General features: G+C 49.8%; 24 protein-coding genes and 2 pseudogenes. All 26 read left to right on the top strand.

Features of this window, described 5'->3' with window-relative positions; translation table 11 throughout:
• The coding region (locus Xinn_RS22410) for a hypothetical protein (RefSeq protein ID WP_211286007.1) at positions 1–183 on the top strand (183 nt) is incomplete at its 5' end.
• 62 nt (positions 184–245) lie between these two features.
• Positions 246–674, top strand: a complete 429-nt coding sequence (locus tag Xinn_RS08070) for a DUF7832 domain-containing protein (RefSeq protein ID WP_086955592.1) — start codon at positions 246–248, stop codon at positions 672–674.
• A 164-nt stretch (positions 675–838) separates the two neighbouring features.
• Entirely contained in the window at positions 839–1,039 is a 201-nt protein-coding gene (locus Xinn_RS08065; RefSeq protein WP_086955594.1) for a hypothetical protein, read from the top strand.
• A 101-nt stretch (positions 1,040–1,140) separates the two neighbouring features.
• Complete coding sequence (locus Xinn_RS08060; protein WP_086955595.1) at positions 1,141–2,181, top strand: DNA-methyltransferase; 1,041 nt, start codon at positions 1,141–1,143, stop codon at positions 2,179–2,181.
• Positions 2,182–2,252: 71 nt separating this feature from the next.
• Positions 2,253–2,639, top strand: a complete 387-nt coding sequence (locus Xinn_RS08055; RefSeq protein WP_086955597.1) for a hypothetical protein — start codon at positions 2,253–2,255, stop codon at positions 2,637–2,639.
• 220 nt (positions 2,640–2,859) lie between these two features.
• A complete protein-coding gene (locus Xinn_RS08050) occupies positions 2,860–3,192 on the top strand; it encodes a phage holin, lambda family (RefSeq protein WP_086955598.1) in 333 nt (110 codons plus the stop codon).
• Entirely contained in the window at positions 3,176–3,610 is a 435-nt protein-coding gene (locus tag Xinn_RS08045) for a lysozyme (RefSeq protein WP_086955600.1), read from the top strand. The genes Xinn_RS08050 and Xinn_RS08045 overlap by 17 nt, the downstream gene beginning before the upstream one ends.
• A complete protein-coding gene (locus Xinn_RS08040; protein ID WP_086955601.1) occupies positions 3,607–4,080 on the top strand; it encodes a lysis protein in 474 nt (157 codons plus the stop codon). The genes Xinn_RS08045 and Xinn_RS08040 overlap by 4 nt, the downstream gene beginning before the upstream one ends.
• A 110-nt stretch (positions 4,081–4,190) precedes the next feature.
• Positions 4,191–4,502 (top strand): cupin domain-containing protein, encoded by a 312-nt coding sequence (locus Xinn_RS08035; protein WP_012987802.1) that lies wholly within the window; start codon positions 4,191–4,193, stop codon positions 4,500–4,502.
• A 129-nt stretch (positions 4,503–4,631) separates the two neighbouring features.
• Positions 4,632–4,982 carry an HNH endonuclease gene (locus Xinn_RS08030; RefSeq protein WP_086955603.1) on the top strand — a complete coding sequence of 117 codons (351 nt, stop codon included), beginning with the start codon at positions 4,632–4,634 and terminating at the stop codon, positions 4,980–4,982.
• A gap of 146 nt (positions 4,983–5,128) precedes the next feature.
• Positions 5,129–5,623: a phage terminase small subunit P27 family gene (locus tag Xinn_RS08025; RefSeq protein ID WP_086955605.1), complete on the top strand. Its 495-nt coding sequence runs from the start codon at positions 5,129–5,131 to the stop codon at positions 5,621–5,623.
• Positions 5,620–7,350, top strand: coding sequence for a terminase large subunit (locus tag Xinn_RS08020; protein ID WP_086955607.1), 1,731 nt, complete (start codon positions 5,620–5,622; stop codon positions 7,348–7,350). The genes Xinn_RS08025 and Xinn_RS08020 overlap by 4 nt, the downstream gene beginning before the upstream one ends.
• A gap of 9 nt (positions 7,351–7,359) precedes the next feature.
• A complete protein-coding gene (locus tag Xinn_RS21960; protein WP_169923551.1) occupies positions 7,360–7,536 on the top strand; it encodes a hypothetical protein in 177 nt (58 codons plus the stop codon).
• Positions 7,536–8,726, top strand: a complete 1,191-nt coding sequence (locus tag Xinn_RS08015) for a phage portal protein (RefSeq protein WP_086955609.1) — start codon at positions 7,536–7,538, stop codon at positions 8,724–8,726. Before Xinn_RS21960 ends, Xinn_RS08015 begins: the two co-directional genes overlap by 1 nt.
• Before the next feature lie 20 nt (positions 8,727–8,746).
• Entirely contained in the window at positions 8,747–9,397 is a 651-nt protein-coding gene (locus tag Xinn_RS08010; RefSeq protein WP_143706592.1) for an HK97 family phage prohead protease, read from the top strand.
• A 12-nt stretch (positions 9,398–9,409) separates the two neighbouring features.
• Positions 9,410–10,042, top strand: a pseudogene (locus tag Xinn_RS08005) (phage major capsid protein); the annotation flags it as partial.
• Between the two features lie 153 nt (positions 10,043–10,195).
• Positions 10,196–10,777: pseudogene (locus tag Xinn_RS08000) on the top strand (phage major capsid protein); the annotation flags it as partial.
• A 21-nt stretch (positions 10,778–10,798) separates the two neighbouring features.
• Positions 10,799–11,101 carry a head-tail connector protein gene (locus Xinn_RS07995; protein ID WP_086955613.1) on the top strand — a complete coding sequence of 101 codons (303 nt, stop codon included), beginning with the start codon at positions 10,799–10,801 and terminating at the stop codon, positions 11,099–11,101.
• A 10-nt stretch (positions 11,102–11,111) separates the two neighbouring features.
• Positions 11,112–11,438: a phage head closure protein gene (locus Xinn_RS07990; RefSeq protein WP_086955614.1), complete on the top strand. Its 327-nt coding sequence runs from the start codon at positions 11,112–11,114 to the stop codon at positions 11,436–11,438.
• Entirely contained in the window at positions 11,425–11,811 is a 387-nt protein-coding gene (locus Xinn_RS07985; RefSeq protein WP_086955616.1) for a hypothetical protein, read from the top strand. The genes Xinn_RS07990 and Xinn_RS07985 overlap by 14 nt, the downstream gene beginning before the upstream one ends.
• Positions 11,808–12,212: an HK97-gp10 family putative phage morphogenesis protein gene (locus Xinn_RS07980; protein WP_086955618.1), complete on the top strand. Its 405-nt coding sequence runs from the start codon at positions 11,808–11,810 to the stop codon at positions 12,210–12,212. The genes Xinn_RS07985 and Xinn_RS07980 overlap by 4 nt, the downstream gene beginning before the upstream one ends.
• Before the next feature lie 11 nt (positions 12,213–12,223).
• Positions 12,224–12,685, top strand: coding sequence for a phage tail protein (locus Xinn_RS07975; RefSeq protein WP_086955620.1), 462 nt, complete (start codon positions 12,224–12,226; stop codon positions 12,683–12,685).
• Positions 12,682–13,029, top strand: coding sequence for a phage tail protein (locus Xinn_RS07970; RefSeq protein ID WP_086955621.1), 348 nt, complete (start codon positions 12,682–12,684; stop codon positions 13,027–13,029). Before Xinn_RS07975 ends, Xinn_RS07970 begins: the two co-directional genes overlap by 4 nt.
• 218 nt (positions 13,030–13,247) lie before the next feature.
• Entirely contained in the window at positions 13,248–16,568 is a 3,321-nt protein-coding gene (locus Xinn_RS07960) for a phage tail tape measure protein (RefSeq protein WP_086955623.1), read from the top strand.
• A complete protein-coding gene (locus Xinn_RS07955; protein ID WP_244590166.1) occupies positions 16,565–16,900 on the top strand; it encodes a phage tail protein in 336 nt (111 codons plus the stop codon). Before Xinn_RS07960 ends, Xinn_RS07955 begins: the two co-directional genes overlap by 4 nt.
• A gap of 11 nt (positions 16,901–16,911) precedes the next feature.
• Positions 16,912–17,649 (top strand): phage minor tail protein L, encoded by a 738-nt coding sequence (locus Xinn_RS07950; protein ID WP_086955625.1) that lies wholly within the window; start codon positions 16,912–16,914, stop codon positions 17,647–17,649.
• Positions 17,650–17,651 lie beyond the last annotated feature (2 nt).

Below are 17,651 nucleotides of genomic sequence, written 5' to 3'. Positions count from 1 at the left end.
TATGCCAGAACGCGTTCAAAACACCACAAAGAAAATCATGTAAAAACAAAACATTGGATGCGTGTTTTGAACGGCTTAATTCTTAAGAGCCTATCTATGTATTGTGATAAACGTGATAACCAAGTCACCGAACAGACCCATTTATTTATCAGGCCTCGCTTATGTGAGGTCTTTTGTTATTAAGAGAATATCCATTTTCCTTTTATAATAGATAATTAATATCTACATCAATGAAAGAGAGAAATATGTATATTGATAGAATGGATTTCTATGATGACCAGAAAGAACAACACGAGTTACCTTGTGAAAATCGTGGGACACATATAGGTTTTTTTCTGGCCTGGATTATTCACCATAATCTTGAGGGAGAAAATCCTAACCTATTATTTAAAGATGAACTGGACGCTGTTCGCAAACGTGAAATGACAGGAAGAGAGTTTCTTATTGCGTGTTGTGATGAAAAATTCTCGACTATGGATTTAAATGAAGAAGGTGCGGCTTTTGCATCAGCTTATTATCATACAGAAAATGATGGGTATTTTTTTGATTACAACGATACCTTAGCTGAAGATTGGTCACTTTTCTTTCATGTCGAAGACTCTTGGCAGAATTACGACATTATCAATACTGTCATAACAAAAGCCTATGAAAATTGGAAAAAATCTAAAGCCTAATTAGTTAAGTTAAGGCGTATAATTATATCCATAAGCTTTAAAGAACCCCTTTGTTCATTGAGGGGGTTTTTCTTGCCTAAAATAAACATAAGACTTGCTGTTGTCATGGGGCAGAGTTACATGTGTGTTTATGCACAAAAACTCACCATGAGGTTAAATTTATCATGCTAAAACATGAAGATATGACAATAACAGCCGCCTGTGTTTTAGACGCCGTTCCTTTACATACGTGGTTTTCTGTTTCTGAAGTGTCTAAATTAATGGGGCTGCCTGAACCCCGTTGCCAATTACTGTTAACCCAATTTTGTCTGGCCGGTTTAATGGAAAGCCGGGACAATGACACGTTTTTCAAACGTTCTTCCTGATGGGGCTATTTCCGGGGACGTAAACGTGCAGGCCGGTTAACGCCGGCTTTTCGTGTTGTGGCCTTTCCTAATCGCTGCCAGCGTCGAGAGGAAAAAAGCGAATGGAGTTACGCCCTGTCACCTTAGTCAACGATGACTCGCTGAAATTTATCAAAACCCTGCCAGATAACTGCATCGATTTAATCGCTACTGACCCGCCGTACTTTCGTGTGAAAGACTGTCACTGGGATAACCAGTGGGCAGATGTCACGGCCTACCTTGCATGGCTGGATGAACTGCTTGCTGAATGTTGGCGGGTACTGAAACCGAACGGCAGCCTGTACATGTTCTGCGGTTCGCGTCTGGCTGCGGATACCGAGCTGCTGGTGCGGGAACGGTTTAACGTGCTGAACCATATTATCTGGGCAAAGCCGTCCGGCCCGTGGCGCAGGCAGAATAAAGAAAGCCTGCGCATGTATTTCCCGGCGACCGAACGTATTATTTTTGCTGAACATTATCAGGGACCCTATCACCCGAAAGGTGATGGCTATTTCAAACAATGTAATGACTTGAAACAATCAGTATTTAAACCACTGGTTGATTATTTTCGTGATGCTAGAAAAGCGTTAGGTGTCACGGCAAAAGCCATTCATGCCGCCACAGGGAAGCAGATGGCCAGTCACTGGTTCAGCGATAGCCAGTGGCAGTTACCCAGTGAAATCGACTATCAAAAGTTGCAGGTACTGTTTAACCGTATTGCCAAAGAAAAGCACCAGCGTGGTGAACTAAATATTCCGTATACGGAGCTGGTGGATTCCCACCTCACTCTATCGCGTCAGTATGATGAATTGCGGCAGGAATATGGTTTAATGCGCCGCCCGTTCTCGGTGACAGCCGCCGTGCCGTATACCGATGTCTGGCAGTTTGCGCCCGTGCAGTATTATCCGGGCAAACATCCGTGTGAAAAACCGGCTGACCTGATGGCACATATTATCCAGTCCAGCAGCCGGGAAGGGGATCTGGTGGCCGATTTCTTTATGGGTTCCGGGGCGACATTAAAAGCCGCGTTAAAACTCAATCGCCGTGTATTAGGGGTTGAGCTGGAAGAGGAGCGTTTTTGTCAAACTGAACGAGAGATGAATAAGATAATGTGTTTAAAATGATAAATTACGATTGATAAGAGTAATTGATTATATTTTAATGTTACTTTCATTGGAATATAGGGAAATAACACGTGTACAGTGATATTGTTGATCCGAAAATATTGAATATCTTTTTACGCTATATGATTAACGCTGCGCGTCATAAGAGGCTAATCCCTTATTATGAGTTACAGGGGATTTTTGGTCTTGATCGTGGAACAGTGGGGAAATATGCCGGTTGTTTAGGGCATTTTTGCTATGATAATAATTATCCATTATTAAACTCCTTAATTGTCAATGCTGATAATCCAAAGCCATCCTATGGTTATGATGAATGGATGTTGGAAGCTGAGGTAGAAGTAAATTGGGAAGAGGAAATGTTCAAATGTTTCAAGTATTATCACGTTACTTCTACCAATGCTAAGCATTTCGAAAACCTCACAGGGATGACGAAAGAAGTAGTAGATTGGTTTGGTTAAGGATTTCCTACTGCTTGTTGTAAGAGAGAGTAATGATCCAATAATTCCTCAAAATAAAAATATCAAGGCTGCTTAACGTAGCCTTTTTCATATTTACCATCTCACCACTTTAATCATATCTGTATTCACACATTGCAGCTGACATCCTATTACGTAACTTATTGGGGCGATCATAATTTCCCCCACGGATACTTATTGCTTTAATAAAGGGAATATAAACATGAAAGAAAATCCTGATATTTGGGCACAGCTCAGTAACTGGCTTATTTCAATAAAAGAACAAGGCATCGGAGCCGTACTCGCCGGGACAATGGCCTTCCTTCGAGGTCGCTATAACGGTGGTGGTTGGATAAAGGTATCAATTGATGCCTTTATGTGCGCCATGTTCGCGTGGTTTATTCGTGATGTCTTAAATCTGTCTGGTTTGAGTCCTGATTTAGCCTATATCAGCAGTGTGATGATGGGTTACTTGGGTACGGACTTTATCGGTCAATGGCTGCGTAAGGCCGCAGAGAAAAAAGCGGGAGCATCTTCTGATGGAAATCAGCGATAAAGGCCTTGAGTGTATTAAACAGTATGAAGGTCTGAAACTGAAAGCCTACCCCGATCCCGCAACTGGCGGTATTCCGTGGACAATTGGTTACGGTCATACCAAAGGGGTTAAAAAAGGTGATGTGATTACAGAGCAGCAGGCTGAAGCATTCTTGCATGATGATCTCCAACCTATTTACACCACATTAAGGCAATGGGTCAAAGTTCCTTTGAATCAAGGCCAGTTCGATGCTTTGTGCTCGTTTATCTTCAATTGTGGTAGCGGTAACTTTTCCGGCTCGACGTTATTGAAGAAGCTCAATCAAGGTGATTACACTGGTACAGCGGCAGAGTTTTCCCACTGGAATAAAGCAGCAGGCAAGGTGATGCGTGGGTTGGATAATCGCAGGGCATCTGAACGCCAGATGTTTTTATCATGAAGCTCAATGTCACCAAGGGTACGGTTATTGCCTTGGTTATTGCCTCAGCATCAGCCTTCTTATACCGTTCTGGGTATAAGAAACAGCTCGGCATCAATAACGACCAGATAACTGAGATCCAGCAACTGACCGATACCATTAACTACCAGAACACACATATTGAGATGCTGCATGAACTGGATAGCAAACACACTCAGGATCTCGCCAATGCCAAGACTGAAATTGACACTCTTCGGGCTGATGTTGCCGCTGGTCGTCGCAAGCTGCGCATCCAAGCCAGTTGTCCCGTGTTTGAAAGCACTGCCTCCGGCAGCGTGGTCGATGCAACCACCGTCGAACTCACTGGAGAAATTGGATCAACTGTTCTCGATATTCGAGAAGGCATCATCAACGACCGGGCAAAATTAAAATATTTGCAGGAATATGTGAGTACTGGATGCAGAGGAAATCACGGAAAACCAACACCATAATCAGAGAAAATGAATTCTGAGATTGCGGGAATATGTCAGGATGCAGTGTCGATAATATAGATTATATAGTATGTTAATAATATGTAATTAATAGAGGCGAATCTTGGTTTATGGAGCATATAAAAAGTAAAGATTTTAAATCTGAGCGAGCATGGGATTCTCGGTTGATCTCGAATCTTGATGGCGTTACCGTAAAACTTCATTGGACTAATCAACCTTATATATGGCATATCAACGAGGGTGAAGAAGTGTTTGCGGTCATGGATGGAAATGTTGATATGCACTATAAAGAAAAAGGACAGGAAAAAATCGCCAAATTAAAAACAGGAGATATATTTTACGCTTCTATTGGAACTGAGCATGTAGCTTATCCAATAGGTGAAGCAAGAATATTGGTAATAGAGAAAGAAGGCAGTATTTAGTAGAAAAAACCGTTAACATTTTCAATAAATACAGCATATCCCCTGCTACCCGTTGACGCTAGTGGTATTTTTATTGAGTACATTATTTAACCACCTGTTGGTGGTTTTTTGCTATCTGGAGGGCGGAACATGCCACCCCGTATTCCCCGAGCCTGTCGCAAGCAAGGCTGCCCCAAAACTACCATCGAACGCAGCGGCTACTGTACTGACCACCAGCACACCGGCTGGCAACGCTATCAGCAAGGCAAAAGCCGGCATGCTCGCGGTTATGGCAGCCAGTGGGATAAATTAAAAATTTCAGTCAAACAACGGGATAATCATTTGTGCCGGCCCTGCTTACGGCAGGGACGAGCGGTCACAGGGACGACGGTTGATCATATCCAACCCAAAGCCCATGGCGGCACGGATGCGTTAAGCAACCTGCAATTGTTGTGCGAAGCCTGTCATCGACAGAAGACTGCGACAGAGCGATTACGCTGAAGAAGGGAGGGGCGGGTCAAATCCCTGCCTCTCTCGCCTCAGGGGACCGCCCCCTTGGGGCTTTTTTTATGCCCGCGAAAAATGAAATTTAAATCGGGTGCTTTTTACGGATCTTTCACTGTTTTTGAACACGGGAGGGGCTGCGTATGGCGGGAACGGCGGGGAAATCAGGTCGTCGCCCTAAACCGACGGCGCGCAAGGCACTGGCAGGCAATCCGGGTAAGCGCAAACTGAACCGCGATGAACCGACTTTTACCCCATTATTGAACGTTTCACCGCCAGACTGGTTTGTCGACAGTAACATGTCGCTGGCCGTAGTGATGTGGGAACTGACCAGCCAAGAACTGTGCGCACAGGGGTTACTTTGTGTGACCGATCTCGCGGTACTTGAACGCTGGTGTGTGGCTTACCAGTTCTGGCGCAATGCGGTGATCAATATCGCCCGACAGGGCAATACGGTCACCGGCGCAACCGGTGGGCCGATTAAAAACCCGGAGCTGACCGCCAAAAAAGAGCAGCAGTCTGAAATGGATACCACCGGTGCCCTGCTGGGATTAGATCCGAGCAGTCGTCAGCGTCTGATGGGCGCGGCGGGTCAGGCTAAAACAGACAATCCGTTTATCCGGATGATTTCATCATGAGCCGTAAAGCCTATCCGAATGTCAATGCGGCGAACCAGTATGCCCGTGATGTGGTGCGCGGCAAACTGAGCGTCGGTCGCTATGTCAGGGAAGCCTGTCAGCGGCATTTGGATAATCTGCAGCAGGAGAAGAGCCGCCCGTTCAAATACCGCTTCGATAAAGATTTGGCCGAACGTGCCGCGAAATTTATCCAGCTATTGCCGCACACCAAAGGCGAATGGGCGTTTAAGCGGATGCCGATCACGCTGGAGTCATGGCAACTGTTTATTGTCTGCTCGGTCTTTGGCTGGGTGCATAAAGGCAGCCGGTTACGTCGTTTTCGGGAGGTGTATACCGAAATTCCCCGTAAAAATGGTAAGTCGGCGATTTCGGCGGGGGTGGCACTGTATTGCTTTACCTGTGATGACGAATTCGGCGCGGAGGTGTATGCCGGCGCGACCTCAGAGAAACAGGCGTGGGAGGTATTCCGGCCTGCGCGATTGATGTGCAGGCGCACGCCGATGTTGGTGGAAGCGTTCGGCATTGAAGTGAATGCTGCCAATATGAACCGCCCGGCAGACGGGGCGCGGTTTGAGCCGCTGATTGGCAATCCCGGTGACGGGCAGTCTCCCAGTTGTGCCATTGTGGATGAATATCATGAACATGATACCGATGACCTGTATACCACCATGCTGACGGGGATGGGCGCGCGGCGTCAGCCATTGATGTGGGCGATCACGACCGCAGGTTACAACATTGAAGGCTCTTGCTATGACAAGCGGCGTGAAGTGATTGAGATGCTGTCTGGCAATGTGCCCAATGAGGAGCTGTTCGGGGTGATCTATACCGTGGATGAAGGGGATGACTGGACTTCACCGGCAGTGTTACGCAAAGCCAATCCCAATATGGGGGTCTCGGTCTATGCGGACTTTTTGCTGAGTCAGCAGCAGCGGGCCCTGAATAACCCGCGTTTAGCCAGCGTCTTTAAAACCAAGCACCTGAATATCTGGGTGTCTGCTCGGGAGGCGTACTTCAATATGGTGAACTGGAAACAGTGCGAAGACACTTCACTGACGCTGGAGCAATTCGCGGGCCAGCCTTGTTTTTTGGCTTTTGACCTCGCCCGCAAGCTGGACATGAACAGCATGGCGCGGCTTTTTTCGCGTGAAATCGACGGCAAACGTCATTTTTACAGTATTGCCCCGCGTTTCTGGGTGCCCTATGACACCGTTTACAGCGTGGAGCAGAATGAGAACCGGCGCAGTGCCGAGCGTTTTCAAAAATGGGTAGAAATGAGGTTGCTGACCGTCACGGAAGGGGCTGAAGTGGATTACCGCTATATCCTTGAAGAAGCCAAACTGGCTTGCCACCTGAATCCGGTCAATGAAGCCCCGATTGACCCCTTTGGGGCAACCGGCTTATCGCATGCGCTGGCGGATGAGGGCATTAATCCCATTATCATTACCCAGAATTTCCCCCATATGAGCGATCCAATGAAAGAGCTGGAGGCCGCCATCCAGTCCGGGCGTTTCCATCATGACGGTCATCCGATAATGTCCTGGTGTATCAGCAATGTTGTCGGGAAAACGCTGGGGGGCAATGACGACATTGTGCGCCCTATCAAAGAGCATAAAGACAGCAAAATTGATGGGGCGGTAGCACTGATAATGGCAATGGGGCGAGCTATATTGCACGAAGCCCCCACTCTTTCAGATCATTTGATCTCCTACGGTGTTCGCTCACTTTAAGGTCTTTTCATGAAAATATTCATTGTGGCTGCCCTGTTCATCGGGCTGGCGGGCGGCGCTTTGCTGTCTTACGGGGCATGGCTGCTGTTACCGGCGGCCGGATTTATGGTGTCCGGTGTGTTGTGCCTCGGCTGGTCGTATCTGGTTTCACGTATGTTGAGCCAAAACCCCGATAAGGAGGCGTGATGTTTTTCCCCGGCCTGTTTCGCAAATCTACCGAATCCCTAACTTCCCGTGAGTTAAGTGAACTGATTGGTCTTTCCTATAGCACCTACAGCGGACGGCGGGTTAGCCCCCAGTTAGCCATGCAGCTCACCGCTGTGTTCAGTTGCGTTCGGGTACTGGCGGAATCCGTCGGCATGTTGCCCTGTTCGCTGTATGAACAATTAGCACGCGGCAACCGGCGAGCCATTGACGAGCGGTTGCATAAACTGCTGTCGGTCAAACCCAATCATTACATGACCCCACAGGAATTCTGGGAGTTGCTGATTGCCTGCCTGTGCCTGCGGGGCAATTTCTACGCTTACAAAGTGAAAGTGTTGGGGGAAGTGGTAGAGCTGCTGCCACTCGATCCCGGTGTCGTAGTTTCCAAGCTGAATCACGATTGGCAACCTGAATATCAAATCACCTTCCCGAACGGAGAAAGCCGGACGCTGACACAGGATGAACTCTGGCATGTGCGTATTTTCACGCTAGATGGACTGAGTGGATTAAGCCCCATTACCTATGCCCGACAAGCGATAGGGCTGGGGCTGGCCACCGAAGAGCACGGTTCACGGTTGTTTGGCAACGGGGCTGTCACCAGTGGCGTACTGCAAACCGATCAGGCACTGAAAGACGAGGCGTATCAGCGGCTGAAAACGGATTTTGAGGCCCGCCATCAGGGGCTGGTCAATGCCCATAAGCCGATGATCCTGGAGATGGGGCTGAAATGGCATCAAATCAGCCTGTCCGCTGAAGATGCGCAGTTTCTGGAAACCCGTAAGTTTCAGCTGGAAGAAATCTGCCGCATCTTCCGGGTGCCACTGCATATGGTGCAGAACACTGACCGTGCCACTTTTAACAATATCGAAAATCTGGGGATCGGCTTTATCAATTATTCGCTGGTGCCTTATCTCACGCGGATTGAGCAGCGTATTAATGCCGGTCTGATCAATGCTAATAAACAGGGGCAGTTCTACGCCAAATTCAACACGGGGGCTTTGCTGCGCGGGGATATGAAATCCCGCTTTGAAGCCTACGCCACCGGCATTAACTGGGGCATTTACGCGCCGAACGAATGCCGGGAACTGGAAGAACTCAACCCCCGCGAGGGCGGTGATATTTATCTTACGCCGATGAATATGACCACGAAACCGGAACAAACGCCGAAATAGAGAGGAAGAACGCCATGTCGATGATAATCAAACAACGGCTTGATATGCCTTTGAACGTGAAATCTGTCAGTGATACCGGTGAGTTTGAAGGGTATGGCTCGGTATTCGGCCTGAAAGACAGTACCGACGATATCGTGTTACCCGGTGCCTTTACCAATACCCTCAAGCTTTGGCGTGAAAAAGGCAGCTTACCCGCTTTGCTCTGGCAGCACCGGATGGATGAACCCATCGGTATCTACACCGAAATGAGAGAAGACGAGACCGGGCTGTATCTCAAAGGACGACTGCTGATTGAAGATGATCCGCTGGCAAGACGGGCACACGCGCATATGAAAGCCGGTTCGCTCTCCGGCCTGTCTATCGGTTATGTGCTGAAAGAGGGCGAATATGACCGAACCAAAGCGGCTTTTTTACTGAAAGATCTCGATTTATGGGAAGTGAGCTTAGTGACTTTCCCCGCCAATGATGATGCCCGGGTCAGCAACGTCAAATCGGCCTTGGCGCGGGGCGATATTCCCACTTCTGATGGCATTGAGCGGGTGCTGCGCGATATCGGCCTTTCTCGTATGCAGGCCAAGGCTTTTATGTCAGCGGGTTACAGCGCACTCTCTTTGAAGGATGCTGAAGCCGACAACGCATTAACTGCACTGAAATCATTACATTTTAACTAACCGGAGTTTTTTATGGCTATTGAAGTCAAAGATGTACAACAGGTCGCGCAGGAAATTCAGCAGCGTTTCGACGAGTTCCGGCAGAAAAACGATCAGCGCATTGACGCGATTGAGGCGGAAAAAGGCAAACTGGCCGGACAGGTGGAAAACTTGAACGGCAAACTCAGCGAGCTGGATACCCTGAAAACCGCGTTGGAAGAAGAGCTGGCGGGGTTGAAACGTCCGGCTGGTGGCAGCAACAACAAGGCAGTGAGTGAGCACAAAACTGCATTTGCTCAATTTATCCGTAAGGGGCGCGAAGACGGGCTGGCAGAACTGGAACAAAAAGCGATGCAGACCACGACCGATCCTGAAGGGGGCTATGCCGTACCGGAAGAGCTGGATCGCAATATCATCAGTGCCCTGAAAGACGAAGTGGTGATGCGCGCGGAGTGTAACGTGGTCTCCGTCGGTAACCCCAACTTTAAGCGCCTGATCAATCAGGGTGGCACCAACAGTGGCTGGGTCGGTGAAACCGACGAACGCCCGGAAACGAAAACGCCAAAGCTGGCACCGATCGAACCCATCTGGGGGGAAATTTACGGTAACCCGGCTGCCACCCAGACCATGCTGGATGATGCCTTTTTCGATGTGGAAGCCTTTATTTTTCCATATGAAAGGTTTAAAACCACCGTCTTTAGACGGTGACTTTGACTTTAATTCTTTGACCTACGCGCGTTTACGAGGTGCGTGGTTCGACGACTTTCAGTCGTCGGCACCGAAGTGCGCTAACCCACCTACTTCAGTAGGTGGTAGTTAAGTTTGACTGAACTGACACAGGAGTTTGCTGAGCAGGAGGAAAGCGCTTTTACCCACGGCGACGGCAAGAACAAGCCAAAAGGCCTGCTGGCGTACGGTAGTGAAGCGCTGGACGACAAGGATCGTCAATGGGGTACGTTGCAGCACCTGTTGCTGAAAAAGCCCACCGAGGTCACGGCAGACGACATCCTGAAACTGATCTACACCCTGCGCAAGCCATACCGCAACGGGGCGAAATTCATGATGAACAACAACCTGTTATTTCAGGTACGCACGCTGAAAGACAGTCAGGGCAATTACCTGTGGCAGCCGGGTTTGCAACTGGGACAGCCCTCTGCGCTGCTGGGCTACGGTATCGCGGAAAACGAACAGTTTGCGGATTTGGGCGTCGGTGCCGTGCCGGTGGTGTTCGGTAACTTTAAACGTTGCTACACCATTTTGGACAGGCTGGGTGTACGTATGCTGCGTGATCCGTACACCCACAAGCCGTTTATCCACTTCTACACCACCAAGCGGGTGGGTTCCCTGCTGGTGGACAGCAACGCGATGAAACTGCTGAAAGCACCAGAAAGCAAGGCGTGATCGGCTTTATCAGGAGATGGCATGCCTTTTCCCACCCTTGACTTACTTCGGCAGCAGTGCCGTATCGACAGTGATAATCACACCGAAGATGATTTATTAAACACTTATTCCCTCGCCGCCATTAAACGGGCCGAAAGCTACCTCAATCGCCGCCTGTATGAGAACGCTGTGCCGGAGGATGATCCGGACGGTCTGTTAGCGACTGACGATGTGACACTGGCCATTATGCTGGTGGTCGGTTACTGGTATGAAAACCGGGAGGCACAAGCCTTACCCACCGGATTTAAAGCGTTGCTGGAACCTTACCGTTTTATTCCTCTATAGGAGAATGCTGATGAAAGCCGGCTCACTTCGCTATCGCATTAAACTGTTCCGCCCTGTCAAAAACCGTGATGATCTGGGTGCGGAAATCATTGGGCGAGCCTATGTCACTGAAACTTGGGCACGGGCGGAAGCTCTGTCCCACCGGAAAATCCGCACGGCTGATCAGCCACAGGTGATCGAGGTGCAACAATTTATCGTCAGGCCAAGAAAAGACATTGAACCTGATTGGTTGGTTGAACATCAGGGACGGCTGTTTACCGTTCGCGCCGTCGACCGCAATCGCACTGACCGTGCCGTTATCACCACGGAGGCGGATATTCGTCATGATAGAACCTGAACTTCAAGCCGATTTAACGCGATTAACCGGGCTGCCTGTCTATCCGCTGATACTGCCGTCCAGCGTGTTAGAGGGCGTGACCTACCAGCGTATCAGTGACGCGAAATTCAATTCTGGATTGGCGGCCACACAACTCATCGAGGCTCGCTTTCAAGTCAGTCTCATCCTGCATGACTATAAAAAAGCCCTTAATCTGGAAGGTAAAATTTGCTCAGCATGGGAGTTGGTGCAACACGGTTTTATCGGACACTATCCGGTACAGGCCGTGACGCGCGGCGCACTGTACCAAAATGCAGAAGAACTGACGGAAAACCGCAAGCGTTACCGTATTACACGGGACTTTATCATCACTTACACGGAGCATCTGACATGATCACCGCAAAAACAACGGGATGGACAGAGTTGGGGCATAAATTGCAGGGACTGGACCGTGATCTCCAGACCCACATCCTGCGCAAAGCCGGAAAAGTTGCCATGGCAATCGTTAAAGAAGATATGGCTGCCCACGCCGGTTATAACCGAAAAAATGAGGGTTCCCATCTGCGGGAGGCCATTCAGATCCGTTCAACCAAATCGAAAAAATACCCAGGCGGGGTGATGATCACCGTGGGGCCGACAAAACCCCACCGTATGAAAGCACTGGCGCAGGAGATGGGCACGATTAAGCAGGTACCAAACCCCTTTATCCGTCCGGCATTGGACTACAACAAAACCGCTGTGCTTAAAGTGCTTGCACAGGAAATCCGTGATGCCTTATCAGGGTACAGTCAATAGGAGAACACATCATGGCAACATCGCCAGAATACGCTGTATTGCCAGCGGGCACACTTGTGAAATTTGGCAAACCCGGTGACAGTGTGGCGCAGATGAAACCACTGATTAACTGCAAGGCACTCGGTGCCACAGGGTTGACCGGCAGTTTTGTCGATTGCACCACCCTGATGGATACCAACAAACAGTTTATTTCTGATATGCCGGAAGGGCCGGAAAAATCCCTCGGCTTTATCGATGATCCGGCGAATCCCGATTTTGTGTCTTTTCTGAATGCAGCGGAAAAGCGCGACACCGTGCAGTTTTACATTGCCCTGCCGAATAAGCGCACGGCGACGATGGTACTGGCGCTGTCCGGCTGGGAAATGAACGACATTAACGCGCCGGCGAGTGAAGTGATCCAAATCACCGTCAAGGGCAAACAAAATAACCTCGTCTGGGGTATCGCCGACACCAAAACAGGAGTCACCCAATGAAAGCACTGAAAGCCGCCTTACTCACCCCACGCCCGCAGATTAAGTCAGTGACACTGTTTGGCACCCACATCAACCTGCGCCGGATGACGGCACTGGAATTACTGGAACTGGAAGAAAAAGCGGAAACGTTCAGTGAGGCCGGGAACGGGCGTGAGGCCTCCCGCCTGAATATCCAGATGGTGCTGGATTGTCTGGTGGATGATAAGGGGAAACCCATTGATAAGGCTGATTTGCCTACCGCTGATGAGTTAATGGCGATCCACGATAACGCCACCCTGATTGAAGCCATTCAGACGGTGAAGCGTCACGCTATCGGCACACTGGAGGAGGCCGAAAAAAACTGACCCACTCGCCGTGGCTGCATTTTGCTTTCACGTTAGCTGAACAGCTCGGCGAAATTGATCCCTATCGCATCCTGTCTCTGCCCGCCGCCACGCTGAACGAATGGCAGGCCTATTACCGACTGAAAAACCGCAAACAGCCCGATAATCGGCCTGTTTCGCCGTCCCGTGATTCGGTGCAGGCCCAGTGTGAGGCGGTGATGAAATTATTAGGTTAATTTATGGCTAATTTATCGACATTAACGGTCGGCTTGCTGGTCAATGCCACCGCGTTTAAGTCCCAGATAATGGATGCCTACCGTTATGCCGGACGGGCGTCTGAACGCTTTAGCGATAAATCGGTGGCAGATACGAACAAGGTGAAAAAGAGTTACAGTTCGCTGGCTTCGCAAATCAAGTCTGTCTCCGGTCAGTTAATGATGCTGGCAGGTATGGGCTTTTCACTGAGCACTCTGATTTCCCATACCCGACAATATGGGCAGGCATTGTCTGATTTATCAGCCATTACCGGAGCCACGGGCGAGCAGTTAAAGAAGCTGGATGAAAATGCCCAACGGATCGGACGGACGACTGAATTCGGCGCAACCCGCCTTGCCGAGGCATTTAAACTGATGGCTTCAGCCAAGCCAGAACTGCTGAAAAGTACCGAGGTACTGACGTTGGCAACCGAAAAAGCGGTAATACTAGCGCAGGCATCCGGTATTGATTTACCGGATGCGACCCGTGCACTGGCGTTATCACTTAATCAATTCGGTGCCAGTGCAGAGCAGGCTGACCGCTTTATTAACGTACTGGCGGCTGGGGCAAAATACGGTGCTTCCGAAATCAACGAAACAGCGCAGGCCATTAAAAATGGGGGTACCGCAGCAGCACAATCAGGGATCAGCTTTGAAGAGTTAGGCGCAGCTATTCAGATACTGGCGGAGCGCGGTATTAAAGGCGGCGAAGCGGGCACAGCCATGCGTAACATGATACTGGCGCTGGAGCGTTCCACTGATAAAAATCTGAAACCTTCGATTGTTGGTTTGTCGTCAGCACTGGAAACTCTGGCAGGCAAAAACCTCTCGACCGCCCAGGCAGTGAAATTATTCGGGCGGGCAAATGTCAGTGCAGCGTCTAACTTAGTCACTGGACGGGAGAAATTGGAAGAGCTGACTCAAGCCCTGACTGGAACGCAGGTTGCTTATGAGCAGGCAGGTGCTCGTGCTAATAACCTTGGTGCGGATTTGGAGGTGTTAGCCAGTACCTTTGAGGGAATGGCAATTAAAATCGGGCAGAGTGCCGATGGTCCGTTGCGTACCGGGGTGCAAAATGCCACCAGCGCGATTAATACATTGTCCGAAAACTTTAATCTGGTCGCCAGTGTGGCATTGCATACGTTAATTCCTGTGATGGCAACGAAGCTGACTGCGGGACTGCGTGAAAATATAACGGCATGGCGAGCCACCGAAAAAGCAGCGCGTGATGTTGCCCGACAGCAGGCCGAAACGGCAAAGCGGACGATGGAACAAGCCCATGCCACGCTGCGTTCAACGGAAGCACAGGGCAAGCATATTCACTATCTGGAAAGAACAAATCGTTTGCATAGCCTTTCCGTCAATTACTCGAAAGAAAAAAGCACGCTGATCCGGCAGGAAACCGACGCCCTCAAATTGCAAACACAGGCAGCAGGTCAACTTGAAGCGGCTAATCGTCGGCTTTCTTATTCCTATCGGGCATTATCTGCCGCCGGGGGATTTGCCCGTGGTGCGCTTGCCATGATTGGTGGGCCCTTTGGTGCCGCGATGCTGGCAGGCTCTGCGCTCTATTATTTCCATCAACGGGCGCAAGAGGCGCGCGCCAGTGCAACCAATTTAAAGGATGCCGTACTCGAAACAAAAGATGCCCTAATGCAGCTCTCAAAGGTTGAATTGTCCTCTAAAATTCTGAATTACCGAGATGCATTAGATAAACAAAAAGCAGAAACAGACAAGATATGGCTGGATTTGCAGGGGAAGAAAAATATTGTTTCCGGTGTGGGATTCGGTGGCCTGTGGGCCAACAAAACGAAAGCACGGGAAGACGTGATACACGCCGAGGCGGAATACGAAAAAGCCCTTAAAAAACGGGCAGTTCATCAGAAACAGCTGGAAGAAGCTCAGGCGGCCTTGAACGCGCTGGAAGCCGGTGAAAAGCCTAAGCCCCTGCCTGATAACACCGGTGGCAGTGGCACGGGAAATCCGTGGACAGGCCGCGGTGCAGATGATGATAAGAAAGCAAAAAACACCCCAATTCTGAATCAGTATCGTCAGTTGCGTTTCGATATTGAAACGGCGCACACGACCAGTTTGGGGCGCATTAGCCTGAGTGAACAGGACGTCCAGCGAAAACTGGATAAAATCGGTCAATCCGGTCTGGTTTCCCAGCAGGACATTCAGCGTCTGAGAACCCTTAACACCGAAAATCACCAAAAACAGCGGCAAGAGCTGGCCGAAAAATATGCGCCGGCGAAAGCCCTTGTTCGTCAGGAAAAAGAAGCAAATCAGGCTCTCAAGGCTCTTTATGATGCCCGGTTACTGACTGAGCAGGAGTATCTGTCAGCAAGCAAAACCCTGTATCAGACTTCAGTGAAAGACAAACTGTCCGAGCAGGCGAAACAGATTGCCGCCCCGCGTCTGGATATGGCGGGTGAGGTCGATCCGGTTGTGCAACTGCAAAACCAGCTTGCAGAGCAGGCCGCCCTCTATGATAGCTATTATCGTCATGGTCTTATCAGTAAAGAACGTCATGAGCAGTTAATGACAGCAGCGACCTATCGGGCGAAAGATGCCCAGTTTGCTGCTGCCAAGGAATTATACGCCTCGCAGGGAGATTTCCAGAAAATGCAGATGGATCTGCTGGATGTGGTCGAGCAACGCACCGGTAACGCCTTAACCGGTATGTTGACAGGGACTCAGTCCTTTTCAGAATCCATGCGTGAGTTATCAGCTTCACTGGCACAATCCATCATTCAGGATTTGATCCGGATTGCGGTACAGGCACTGATAACCAAAGCGATCTCTGGTTTCTTTGGTGGCGCAATGGGCAGCACGGGAGCCAGTGCGTTGTCTTCAACGGGCGGCGGACTGTCCTCGGTCGGTTCTGGCACAACCCTGACCCCGGATGTGTGGAAAAGTCCCATCATGAATGCCAAAGGCGGGATTTACCGATCTGCTGATTTAAGTCAGTACAGCGGGCAGATTGTCAGCAGCCCAACCTTGTTTAAGTTTGCCAACGGGGGCGGCGTGATGGGCGAAGCCGGTCCGGAGGCCATTCTGCCCTTAAAGCGGGGTTCAGACGGTAAGCTGGGTGTACAGGCATTGGGCGGTACGGGTCATCAGACCACCAACCATGTCAGTATTGTGATCCATTCTGATGGAAATCACGAAGCCAAAACCACGAGTGGCTTTGAATCAGCGGGACAGGATATTGCGAAATTTGTTGATCAGCGATTCCGGTTTTTGCTGCATAAAAGTTTACGTCAGGGCGGGGAACTCAGTGTGGCGATTAAAGGCGGTCGATGATGATAAAAACCTTTGATTTTCCTGCCAGAGTGGGGGCTACCGGAGAATTTGAACCGGTGGTGCGCACCGTCCAGTTCGGTGATGGCTATCAACAAACGTCAGGCGATGGGATCAATACCCAGCGTGAAAGCTGGCCATTATCTTTTATCGGTACATTGTCAGAAGTCAAACCTGTGATGGCTTTTTTGCAGGAGCATCAGGGCTGGCGTGCCTTTAAATGGCGTAATCCGTTATCTGAATTAGGTTTGTATCAGGCCGGAAAATTCACTGTTCAGGCCAATGGTACTTATTTCACCCTTTCCGTGACCCTGACTCGCGTTTATCACCCTTAAGAGGTTTGACCATGACAATCCATGCCACTCTCCAGCGACTTGAGCCGGGGAGCAAAGTTTTATTGTTTGCCGTTGACGGTTCCCTGTTTGATGGGCCAGTTCTGTATTTTCACAATCATCCGATCGCTTACACCGAGGCCGAACTGGAAAGGGCAGATAGCTTGCCGGTGAAATCCCTCTGGTGGCAGGGTGTCGAATACAAACCGTGGCCGGTCAGCATTGAAGGACTGGAAATCACCGGCGATGGCCGGGCGGTAACACCGACTCTCAATGTGGCCAATCTGGACGGTTCACTCAGTGCGTTGTGTCTGGCGTATCAAAATATGGTGCAGGCGCGCGTCACGATCCGCATGACCTTTGCCCATTATCTGGATGCCCGCAATTTCCCCGACGGCAACCCGCAAGCCGATCCGACACAGGAAAAAATCGATGTTTTCTACATCGACAGCAAAACGCAGGAAGATAACCAAAGTATCCAGTTTTCCCTTTCTTCCCCGGCTGATTTACAGGGGATTAAAATTCCGACCCGGCAAATTCACAGCCTGTGTACGTGGTGCATACGCGGACAGTACCGCCAGTCACCGTGTGGTTACACCGGTACCCGATATTTCACTGAAAGAGGCAAGCCGACCGATGATCCGGCGGCGGATGCCTGTGGGGGACTGATGAGTGATTGTAAAAAACGGTTTGGTGACACGGAACAACTGCCGTTTGGCGGATTTCCCGGTTCGGCGTTGCTGAGGCGATAATC

Origin of the sequence: Xenorhabdus innexi, assembly GCF_002632485.1 — a bacterium.
Taxonomy (GTDB): domain Bacteria; phylum Pseudomonadota; class Gammaproteobacteria; order Enterobacterales; family Enterobacteriaceae; genus Xenorhabdus; species Xenorhabdus innexi.
The sequence above is the reverse complement of the archived record's forward strand: the minus strand, read 5'-3'. Positions and strand labels throughout refer to the sequence as shown.